This window comes from Streptomyces sp. P5F9 (genome assembly GCF_057961495.1).
This window is the reverse complement of sequence record NZ_JBXVPZ010000360.1, coordinates 1-10,233: the sequence shown is the minus strand read 5'-3', so window position 1 is coordinate 10,233 and position 10,233 is coordinate 1. Positions and strand designations below refer to the sequence as shown.

The 10,233-nt window shown below is 69.9% G+C and carries 10 protein-coding genes and 2 pseudogenes; 7 read left to right on the top strand and 5 right to left on the bottom strand.

The features are described from left to right. Positions 1-485 (bottom strand): annotated as a pseudogene (locus tag AC31A1_RS38215) (amidase family protein); the annotation flags it as partial. A 168-nt stretch (positions 486-653) separates the two neighbouring features. Between AC31A1_RS38215 and AC31A1_RS38210 the strand changes: the two are divergent. The 3 genes from AC31A1_RS38210 (at position 654) to AC31A1_RS38200 (ending at position 3,626) form a co-directional block, all read left to right on the top strand. Continuing rightward, entirely contained in the window at positions 654-2,063 is a 1,410-nt protein-coding gene (locus AC31A1_RS38210) for a diacylglycerol/lipid kinase family protein (RefSeq protein ID WP_489657688.1), read from the top strand. Further along, a complete protein-coding gene (locus tag AC31A1_RS38205; RefSeq protein ID WP_489657687.1) occupies positions 2,056-2,682 on the top strand; it encodes a phosphatase PAP2 family protein in 627 nt (208 codons plus the stop codon). Before AC31A1_RS38210 ends, AC31A1_RS38205 begins: the two co-directional genes overlap by 8 nt. A 149-nt stretch (positions 2,683-2,831) precedes the next feature. Continuing rightward, positions 2,832-3,626, top strand: a complete 795-nt coding sequence (locus AC31A1_RS38200) for a transglutaminase domain-containing protein (protein ID WP_489657686.1) — start codon at positions 2,832-2,834, stop codon at positions 3,624-3,626. A gap of 325 nt (positions 3,627-3,951) precedes the next feature. Here AC31A1_RS38200 and AC31A1_RS38195 read toward each other — a convergent pair. Then, a pseudogene (locus AC31A1_RS38195) lies at positions 3,952-4,142 on the bottom strand (DUF6003 family protein). Between AC31A1_RS38195 and AC31A1_RS38190 the strand changes: the two are divergent. Continuing rightward, complete coding sequence (locus AC31A1_RS38190) at positions 4,069-4,350, top strand: hypothetical protein (RefSeq protein WP_489657689.1); 282 nt, start codon at positions 4,069-4,071, stop codon at positions 4,348-4,350. The pseudogene AC31A1_RS38195 and the gene AC31A1_RS38190 overlap by 74 nt on opposite strands. A gap of 190 nt (positions 4,351-4,540) precedes the next feature. Here AC31A1_RS38190 and AC31A1_RS38185 read toward each other — a convergent pair whose 3' ends face one another. Together AC31A1_RS38185 and AC31A1_RS38180 are read right to left on the bottom strand one after the other, a co-directional pair. After that, positions 4,541-5,263 carry a LamG domain-containing protein gene (locus AC31A1_RS38185; protein WP_489657685.1) on the bottom strand — a complete coding sequence of 241 codons (723 nt, stop codon included), beginning with the start codon at positions 5,261-5,263 and terminating at the stop codon, positions 4,541-4,543. A 313-nt stretch (positions 5,264-5,576) separates the two neighbouring features. Further along, positions 5,577-5,783: a hypothetical protein gene (locus AC31A1_RS38180; protein WP_489657684.1), complete on the bottom strand. Its 207-nt coding sequence runs from the start codon at positions 5,781-5,783 to the stop codon at positions 5,577-5,579. A gap of 135 nt (positions 5,784-5,918) precedes the next feature. On the opposite strand from AC31A1_RS38180, the gene AC31A1_RS38175 reads away from it, so the two are divergent. Next, entirely contained in the window at positions 5,919-6,797 is an 879-nt protein-coding gene (locus AC31A1_RS38175; protein ID WP_489657683.1) for an oxygenase MpaB family protein, read from the top strand. Positions 6,798-7,131: 334 nt separating this feature from the next. Next, complete coding sequence (locus tag AC31A1_RS38170; RefSeq protein ID WP_489657682.1) at positions 7,132-7,956, top strand: SDR family oxidoreductase; 825 nt, start codon at positions 7,132-7,134, stop codon at positions 7,954-7,956. A gap of 388 nt (positions 7,957-8,344) precedes the next feature. Here AC31A1_RS38170 and AC31A1_RS38165 read toward each other — a convergent pair whose 3' ends face one another. Then, the gene (locus AC31A1_RS38165; protein WP_489657681.1) at positions 8,345-8,968 is read right to left on the bottom strand and encodes a TetR/AcrR family transcriptional regulator; all 624 of its coding nucleotides are present in this window, start codon (positions 8,966-8,968) and stop codon (positions 8,345-8,347) included. A 149-nt stretch (positions 8,969-9,117) separates the two neighbouring features. On the opposite strand from AC31A1_RS38165, the gene AC31A1_RS38160 reads away from it, so the two are divergent. Continuing rightward, positions 9,118-10,113, top strand: coding sequence for an NADP-dependent oxidoreductase (locus AC31A1_RS38160; protein ID WP_489657680.1), 996 nt, complete (start codon positions 9,118-9,120; stop codon positions 10,111-10,113). Positions 10,114-10,233 lie beyond the last annotated feature (120 nt).

Here is a 10,233-nt window from a genome sequence, read left to right as displayed (position 1 = left end):
CACGGCCCGGCCTTGGGAGAGCGGCGGGCCAGCGCCGCGGTCAGCAGGATGTCGTACTCGGCGAAGAACGGCGCCAGGCGCTCCCGGAGCTGCTCCTGGCCCTTGCCGGTGCGCACGCTCTTCACGAACCGCCGCCCGATCGCCGCGTGCACCCGTGTGCGCCGCGTCAGCTTCCGCGGGTCGAGCCCCGCCGCGTCCACCGAGGTGCCCGCCGTCCAGTGCGCGAGGGAGGTGGTGCTCAGCGACAGCGGATACGGCGGGTCGGCGCGGCGCACGGTGTGACCGGCCCTGTTCAGCAGTCCGGCCGCCTCCCGTACGGCGGTCGTATACGGCTTGCTGACGGCGACTGCGGCGAGGGGGCTGCGCACGGCCACGGCCACCTTGCGGGAATCGGACTCGTCGGGGCGTACGACCTCGATGTCCGCGATGACCGAAAACATCAGCCGGGCGTCCTCGACGGTCGTCGCGAGCGGGCCGTCCCGCGATCCGCATCGCGGCTTGGACACGAGCAGCCGACCGCGCCCGGTCGAGGACGAGGCGGGGCACAGCGCGTAGGTTTCACGGACACCGACATGAATCGCCGGTGTGACGGACAGACGAAGAACCCGCCGCGCGATCGCGGCCGTCCGCCTCACGCATGACGGGGAATCACATTGAACGAGACCAGAACGACGCGTGAGACGGAACGCCACGGACCCGACAAGGGTCTCGGCTCGGCGCGAGCCCTGGCTCGCCTCGCCCTGCTGTGCATCGCGGGCGCAGTGGCCGCGGTGGTGGCCGGCACCAACCATTGGTTCATCCTGCTGCTGGGCCTGGCGGGTCTCGGACTGGCCGGCGCGGGCTTGTGGTGGGCATTGGCGCACCGCGGATTCGCCCGGCTGTTCGGTGCCCTTGTGGCGATCGCCGCACCCGTCGGCGTCCTGGTGCTGTACGCCGTGTCGGGCCTGTGGGTGGTCGCGGTGGTCGCCCTCGCGGCGTGGACGGCCGCGCTCGGCTGCGCGCGGAGTGCCCTGCGCCGTCTGCGTAAGCCGCACGGCATGCACACCCGCACGGTGCGCCCGCCCCGCCGGGCCGTGCTGATCATGAATCCGAAGTCGGGCGGCGGGAAGGTCGTGCAGTACGGACTCGTGGAGCGGGCCGAGGCACTGGGCGCGCGAGTGATCCTGCTCGACCTCGACGCGGATCCGGATCCGGTGGCACTGGCCCGGCAGGCCGTGGCCGAAGGAGCCGACCTGCTCGGTGTGGCCGGCGGCGACGGCACCCAGGCCCTGGTGGCGGGAGTGGCCGCCGAACACGGTCTGCCGTTCATGGTCGTGACGGCCGGCACCCGCAACCACTTCGCCATGGACCTCGGCCTGGACCGGGACGATCCGGTGAGCAGCCTGGACGCGCTCTCGGACGGTGTGGAACTCCGCGTCGACCTCGGAGACATCGCCGGCCGGCCGTTCGTCAACACAGCCTCGTTCGGCATGTACGCGCACATCGTGCAGAACCCCGACTACCGCGACGCCAAAGCGGTCACCGCGCTCGACCAGTTGCCGGACCTGCTGGCGGGCGAGGCGGGCGCCGCACTCAGTGCCCGGACCGACGAAGAGCGGTTGGAGGCCCCGCAGGCGGTGTTGGTCAGCAACAACCCCTACGCACGGGCCGACCCCCTGACCGGTGGCCGCCGGGAACGGCTCGACACGGGCGAGCTCGGCGTGATCGCGGTCCGGGTCGGGGGCGCCGTACAGGCCGCCGAACTGGCGCTGTTGGGGGAGCGGGCCAGCGGCATGACGGTCCTGACGTCCCGCAGCGTCGTTGTGGAGTCCGACGAGGAGACGATCCCGGTGGCCGTGGACGGTGAGGCACTCGTCCTGCCTCCGCCCGTCGTGTGCTCCATACGGCCCGGCGTGCTGCGGGTCCGCGTGCCACGGGAACGTCCCGGGGCACCGTACGTCGCACCGACCGTCGACTGGTACCGCGTCATGCGCCTCGCCTTCGACCTGTCGCCCCACGCACGCGAGAGCCACGACCGAGCAGCCCCCTCACGCGACAAGAACCAGGAGCAGAGCGATGATTGACCGTCGGACTCGGCACCAACGAGTACCGCAGGGCCTGCTGCGCGACCTCGCCAGCCTCGACCAGGCCCTCTACGAGGCCGTGACGATCACCAGCACACCCGCACTGGACTCGGCGCTGCGCCGACTGTCCGCGGCGGCCGATCACTCCAAGATCTCCCTTCTGATCGCCGCCACCCTGGCCCTGCGCCCGGGCCGCTCCCGCCGCGCCGCGGTGCTCGGCGTGGCAGCGATCGGCGTCGCGTCCACCACGGCCAACCTCCTGGGCAAGCGTCTTGTACGGCGGCCACGCCCGCACCGTGCCGAGGACTCGCCGTTCCCCGGTCGGCACGTCCCCATGCCGGCGTCCGCATCGTTCCCCTCCGGTCACACGGCGTCCGCCGTCGCCTTCGCCGCGGCGGTCGGGCCCGCGTTCCCGGCCGTCACGGTCCCTCTCGGACTGCTGGCCTCTGCCGTGGGCTACTCGCGCGTTCACACCGGGGTGCACTACCCGGGCGACGTCGTCGCCGGCGCCGTCCTCGGAACGGGCGCGGCCGCGGCCGTCCTGGCGGCGGCCGCGCACTGGGACGGCTCGGTCGGCGGCAGAGCTGTGCGCCTGGCCTGTGGCTCTTCTGCCCGGTGAGCGCCCGTTGTCCGGGCGCGCGGGCGTGCGGACGGCAGGCATCTCCCGATACCTGGATCACTTCCCTCCTCATAGTTGAACGCGTTCAAAAATGCTGCCATGATGGGTCTCGCCATCCGGGGAGGATGCTGGGGGAGAGGACCACCGTCATGACGAGCTCACTTCTCATGCCGCGAGGCCGTGTCCGCACACGTGGCGCCGACATGGGAGAAGCGTCGGGCAGCGCGGCTCCGACGCGGATTCTCGACTGGCGGCATCCGAACGTCTCGTCCCTGCTGCGCCGTCTCGACCTGCCGACGGACACGGAAGACGCCTCGGACGCTTGCCGAACGGCAGCCCTGCGGCAGGCGCATCGATGGATCGCCACGGCCGTGCGGCCGGTGTACTCGGTGCAGGACGCGCGACCTGTCTCGGAGGTGCTGCGCCGCGGACGGGGCTCGTGCAGTCAGCGGCTGGCGGTGCTGGAGGCGGTCGCGCGGGCAACCGGAGTGGCCACGCGCGTGCGCGGCCTGTTGGTCGACGGCACCTTCTGGTACCCGCGCTTCCCTCGCGTCCACCGGCTGGTGCCGCACCAAGTCGTGCTCGCATGGCCGGAGTTCCACCTTGAAGGTCCGCCGCGGAACGGCCGTCTCACCGCACCGTGGCTGACGGTCTCGGAACTCTTCGGAGACCTCGACGAGTTGAACGAATCCAGCGGCGGCGGTTTCACCAACACCGGCCCGGAGACACTCTTCGACGCACTGTCCCGGACGGCGATCGACTGGGACGGCACAACGGTCTGCCCGGCCACCGGCCCCTCGTGCGACCTCTCGGCCCACGTCCTGACAGACCTGGGCCATTTCGACTCACGTGACGCACTCTTCGCCCAGCACGGCCAGAGCCTCTGCGGAACGGCGAGACTGCTGGCCGAACCCATCATGAGCCGCCGTTCGGCAGGGACCTGAGGGCTCACAATGAATCAGCACGGGGGCGCTCGCCACTAGGAGGCCGAACTGATCGAGACGGCCGGCGTGATCGGGCTCGGCCCTCACGACGAGGCTGGCGTAGGCGCCGCCCGCACGCATTTCCGCATGCCCATCAGCGCGTCACCGAAGTCGTGCCGCACGAGTGGTGAACCCGGACGAGACCCACAGGTTCCCGCGATGCCGTGCACAGCCGCGCTTCTGCCGTCGGCGTCGCCCGAGTTCTCGGCCCAGCCCGTGCGGGGGACGCCACACCGGAGAATCCGGTGATCCCCGCCCCCTTAGGCTCCGTCGATTCGGTGGGAGGTCAGCTGTCGACAGCCTGGACGATGAGGTGTGGGTCCAGGCCGGTGAGCTGTGCGATGCGGGGCGCGGGAACCCCGGAGGTCAGCGCGCGGTGGACCAGGGATTGCCAGTCCTGGTGGTGTCCCGGAATTCGAGCAGTTCGGCCTCGATATCCGTCACGGGCCGGGGCGCGCACGCCTGTTGGACCCGCATCGTCTCCTCTTCGGTCGGCTTCGACGGCATCGAGGCCGTCGGCTTCGGCGTGCCCAGCCTCACCTCGGTCTCGCCCGGCGAACGGGAGATCGCCCGCATGACGGTGTCCCTGCTGCTGAACCGTTTCGGCGCCCCTGGCTCGGGCGTCCTCTATAGGGGCGTGGTGATCGGGCACCGGATCGTGGTGCGGGAGAGCGGCGGAGGCTGAGGTCGCTGCTGGGGTCACCGGCTCTCCGTGAGCAACGAGCCGGCAGAGCGTGGTGTCGACGGTCTCGTCGTCGGCCGAGAGTCGGGCGAAGGGACGCCTGCCGCGCCGACGGCCGGGGTGGCAGAGCCGTCGGCGCCGGCGACTGACGACCAGTGCGGCCCGCCCCGGACACCCTGCCGCCTGGGGCTTTTCATGGTGGGCCGTCCGCTGTCGTCGTCTCGGCCGCCGTCGCGTCGTCGTGGGATTCTGCCGCGTGCGGGATCACGCGCCGGTGCACCGTCAAGTTCTCGACGTGGTACGACAGTTCGGTGGTCTCGGCGTCGGGGCGGGGGTGGTAGAGGCCGGCGCAGACGGAGAGGTTGACGATGAGGTAGGCGTGCCAACCGGATCCGACGCCCCGGCCGTCGGCGAAGACCTGGGCGCCGTTCAGTGTCCAGACGACGCTGCGTCGGCCAAAGGCCACTCCGAGGTCGATGACGGCACCCGGACTCACCGCCGGGTGATGGAGGTAGGTGTGTCCTTCGCGGACGTGGTTGCTGAGTTCGAGCAGGTCGGGGTTGTCGGGGTGGTACTCGAAGACGTCTACCTCGTTGCCTCCGTCGCGCCAGGTCCAGATCGCCGGCCAGGCGCCCAGCCCGCTGGGCAGGCGGACACGGGCCTGGAGCTGGTCGCCGGTGCGGACTGTGAAGGCCTCGTCGCTTCCCTCGGTGGTCAGCAGTCCGGTGTTCCACCAGCCGTCGGTCCTGCGGGTGGCGCGGAAGGTTCCGGTGCGGGAGTAGGCAGGGTCGGGGGTGAGGTGGTCCAGTTTGTTGTCGCCGGGGTTGGTGGGGCCGCCGTCGGGATAGGCCCAGGAACGGCCGGCCACCCATTGGCCGGTGGAGGTGAAATCGGCTGTGAAGACGAGATCGCTCACATACGGCTCCCTCGACGGGGTGGGGGGTGGAGGTGGGGCGTGGCGTGCCGCAGTGCTGCCCGGCCTGGCGACCGGCCATGCGGTGGCCGCCTGAGCTCGGGGAAGCCTCGCACCTGTGGGTGACGGGCCCGCTGTCCGTACCCGAACGCGTACGTGGGACACGAACACGTTCTCCTGGCGTATGCGCGAGTGGAGTCGCTGCCCCCGGCTTCCGCTTCTCGCTCACGGCCCCAGAACACCCCGGCGTGCAGCCGCCCGCTGTGACCGGGGGCGTCGGTTTCCCAGACCCTGGCTCACAGATCTCCGCAAGGCTCTACTCCCACGGCGGCAGCAAGCAGGGCATGCCGCATGCGAGCGCCTCATCACCGACCAACTGGAGGTCGTCGTCCGCTTCGTCGGCGATATGAACGTCGACCTGCGGCGTGGCTTTTCGGCAGGCTTCACCCCACGGCGTCACGGCCGGGTTCGCACCGTTGGAAAAGCTCTCTCCCCGGTCCGCATCCAAAGGTGCGTCCGGCACGGAAAGAAAGGCGGAATGCGTGCTTGTCGTCTCCCCGCACCGGGACCGACGGGCGGCGCTTCCCCGGGACCCTCCGGCGTCGGCGACGGAGGGTCCCTGCACAATGGACGACAGGCTGGCGGAAGGCCGTGAGTCATGAAACCCACCATCGCCGGTTGTCCCGGCCCGCGGGAACGGTTGGGCGCCGCCCTGTTCGCTCGTGTCGCAGGACCGGACGGCCCGCGCAACCGTGCCCGGATCCACGACACCCCCGGCCCGCGTTGGTTCGGACCGGAGCAGCCTGTCCGCCGAGTGCACGGTGACGCCTCGATGTTCATCGGCGGGCTGTCCGCCCTGCTCCTCCAGTCGCTGCATCCGCTGGCCATGGCAGCCGTGTCCGCCCACTCCGGTTTCCGCGGTGACCCCTGGGGCCGACTGCAACGGACCAGTACCTTCCTGGCTACGACGACATACGGCACCGCCGAGCAGGCGCAGCGGGCCTGTGACCAGGTCCGGGCCGTGCACGAGAGGGTGCGCGGTGAGACCGGCCGGGGTGAGGCCTACCACGCCTCCGATCCGCATCTGCTCTGCTGGGTCCACGTCGCCGAGGTGGACAGCTTCCTGCGGGCTCACCAGCGCTACGGAGCGCGTCCCCTGACGGATGCCGAGTACGACGGATATGTGGAGAACACCGCCAGGGTCGCCGTCGCGCTCGGGGTGTCCGATCCGCCACGGAATCGAGCCGAGCTGACCGAGCGTCTTCTCGCGTACCGCCCGGAACTGGAAGCGACCCCGCAGGCACGCGACACCGCACGCTTCCTCCTCCTGAACCCGCCGCTGCCTCTCGCGGCCCGTCTCCTTTATGGCGCGCTCGCCGCCAACGCGGTCTCACTCCTGCCGCGTTGGGCGGCGCGGGAACTACGGCTGCCCCGGCTCGCGGCGGTGGACGCGCTGTGTGTGCGCCCGCTCGGCTCCGCCCTGACCTCGATGATCCGGCGGGCGCTGGCACCTGCGCCGCGTCCGGCGAACGCATGAGGCAGCGGCCGGCTTCGCCGGACGCGGAGCGGACTCGGCGGGTGCGTTTCCGCGTGCCCGTCTGCTGACCCGGTTTCTTCCCGGCCGGAGCACAGGTTCAAGCGGTCGGCGTGTTCTCGATGAGGTCGGCGGCGCGTGCGGCGGCCCGCAACTGCCCGGAGCGGGCGAGGCGTTCCGGATCCGTGTGTCCGCTGACTCTGGAGGTTGTCGGGAGCGGTGGAGTTGATTCGTTCCCGGTTGGTGTGGCGTGCGTTGCGAGCTGAGTGTTGTCTGGTGGATGGAACGCCGCGATGTACTGACGGTACGGCTGACGAGTTTCCTTGAGGAGCACACCATGACGCAGAAGATCTGGTTCATCACCGGTGCCTCACGCGGCTTCGGCAGGGAGTGGGCCATCGCCGCCCTCGAACGCGGCGATTCGGTTGCCGCGACCGCGCGTGACCTTTCCACGCTGGAGGACCTTCGCGCGGAGCACGGAGAACGGCTGCTGCCCCTGCGCCTCGACGTGACGGACCGTGACGCCGACTTCGCGGCCGTACGGCAGGCGCACGAGCGGTTCGGGCGCCTCGATGTGGTGGTCAACAATGCTGGTTACGGCCACTTCGGCATGGTCGAGGAACTCACCGAGTCCGAAGCGCGTGCGCAACTGGAGACCAACCTGTTCGGTGCACTGTGGATCACGCAGGCGGCGCTGCCGTTCCTGCGCGAGCAGGGCGGCGGCCACATCCTCCAGGTCTCATCCATCGGAGGCATCAGCGCCTTCCCGCTGGTCGGGATCTATCACGCGTCGAAGTGGGCGCTCGAAGGCATGAGCCAGGCGTTGGCCCAGGAAGTGGCGCCGTTCGGCATCAAGGTCACACTGATCGAGCCCGGCGGGTTCGCCACCGACTGGGCGGGCTCCTCGTCGAGCACCTCCGAGCCGTTGCCCGCGTACGCCGACTTCCACAAGGAAGTGCAGGAGCAGCGCCGCAAGCGCGTCGGCACGCCGGGCGATCCGACCGCGTCCGCCGCTGCCGTGCTGGAGATCGTCGACGCCGACGAGCCGCCACTACGCTGCTTCTTCGGCTCGGCGCCGCTGGGCATTGCCAAGGCCGACTACGAGCAGCGTCTCGCGGTGTGGGAGAAGTGGCAGCCCGTGGCAGAACTGGCGCAGGGCTGAGCCGGGCAGGGAGACCCGGCGAACGGCCGGGACAGCCGTGCACGCAGGCGAGTGCGCGCGATGGAGGGGTCGACCGGAGTGAGTCCGGCCGGCCCCCTTCCGGGGTGGCACTGCATGATCAGGAGCGGAGCCTCTGGTCGCGGTCCCACACCTGCTCGTGACAGGTCGGCGACCTCGCGGTGCTGTACATCGGTCGCCGAGGAGATCTTCTTGAAGTTGTCTACCTTGGGGCGATGACCTGCGGTGATGCGGCTCCAGTCGCCTCTGAACTGCGCGGACCGCGGCGACGCACCCGCCCGGGCCGGCGCCGAGGACGACGACGTCGTAACGCGTGCTCATGGGGTGCCCCTCGGGTGGTGTTCGGTGGTTCGCTCGTGGAACGAGCTGGTCATTCGGCGCGGTGGCGGGGTACCAGGGCGGCGTGAATCTGGCCGCGGATGTCGGCGAGGACGGCTTCGGCGCTGCGGTGCAGGTACGCGGTGGCGGTGGTGCTGATGTGGATGATCGCGGTGATCACCCGCGCCAGCGTCGGCGCGTCGGCGGCACCGATGTAGTCGTCGTGGGTGAGCAGGCCGGTGATGCCGTCCTCAAGACGGCCGGCAAGGACTAGACCCGCTTGCCGGTAGGGCTCGGCCGGGTCGCCGAAGACGAGTTCGTGCAGGTATGTGCGGCCGTTCTCGATGTGCTCCCTCAGACACTCCACCACGGGACGGATGAGAGCGACGACCGGCTCCAGCACGCCCTGCCCGAGGGCGGCGTTCGCGGCGGTGAGGCCGACGTCGATGGCAGCGGCGAACTTCTCGTTCTGCACCATGATCAGCAACTCGGCCTTCGTGGACGCGTACAGGTAGAGGGTGCCGATCGCGACTTCGGCCCGGTCGGCGATCTGCTGTGTCGTGACCCCGCCGACGCCGTGTTCGACGAACAACTCGCGGGCTGCGGTCATGATGCGCTCGCGCTTGGCCTGTTTGGCCCGCTCGCGGCGCCCGATCGGCATGTGACCGCGCCCCATGGGGACCTCCCTTGACAATATTTCTGAGTAGACTCATGATTGAGTGTACTCGGGTTGATTCGGTGAAGCGAGGCCTCAGATGGCGCGCTGAATTGGCTGATCTGTTCTCAGACCCGGATAAATAGGATCAAGACAAGGAGCGGCGCCCCATGAGAGCGTTCGTCGTCACCAAGTACAAGGAGCCGCTGCAGGAGGCGGACGTCCCGGAGCCCACGGTGGGGGAGCACGACGTGCTCGTCCGGGTGGAGGCCGCCGGGCTGAACCCGCTGGACGAGAAGATCCGAGCCGGTGAGTTCAAGCAGATCCTGCCCTACAAGCTGCCGCTGATCCTGGGCCACGACGTCGCGGGCACCGTCATCGGCGTCGGGGCGGCAGTTCGCGGCTTCAAGCCCGGAGACGAGGTCTACGGCCGGCCCGACAAGGACCGCATCGGCACGTTCGCCGAGCGCATCGCCGTAGCGGAGGGCGACCTGGCGCTCAAGCCCGCTTCGATCAGCATGGAAGCGGCGGGCTCGCTGCCGCTGGTGGCGCTGACGGCGTGGCAGGCCCTGGTGGAGCGCGGGAAGGTGCGGCCCGGGCAGAAGGTTCTCATCCACGCCGGCGCCGGCGGGGTCGGCTCGATCGCGATCCAGCTCGCCGCGCACCTCGGCGCGAGCGTCGCCGCGACCACCAGCGCTTCCAACGCGCACTTCGTACGCGCGCTCGGCGCGGACACGGTGATCGACTACCGCACCCAGGACTTCGAGCAGCTCCTGACCGGCTACGACCTGGTGTTGGACAGTCTCGGTGGTGAGAATCTCCAGAAGTCTCTAAGGGTGCTCAGGCCCGGCGGCAAAGCCATCGGGATCGCCGGCCCCCCGGAACCCGCGTTCGCCCGCGAAGCCGGTCTGAACCCACTGCTGCGCCTGGCAGTCGCCGGCCTGAGCCGCAAGATCCGCAAGCAGGCGAAGAAGCTCGGTGTGACGTACGAGTTCCTGCTCATGCACGCCAGCGGCGACCAGCTCCGACAGATCACCACCCTCATCGACCAGGGCGTTCTGCGTCCGGTCGTAGGGAAGGTGGTCGGCTTCGACCAGACTCCGCAGGCGCTGCAGTCCCTGTCCCAGGGGGGCATCCGCGGCAAGGCCGTCATCGGCAACAGCTGACTCGCCGCAACCGCGACGAGCGACACACAACACACAACACACGAGGAGAATCTCAATGACCGTGTCAAGCCGCCTGCGTGACCGGTGGAGCGGAGGTGAACAGCCTCTTGTCGCGCAGCA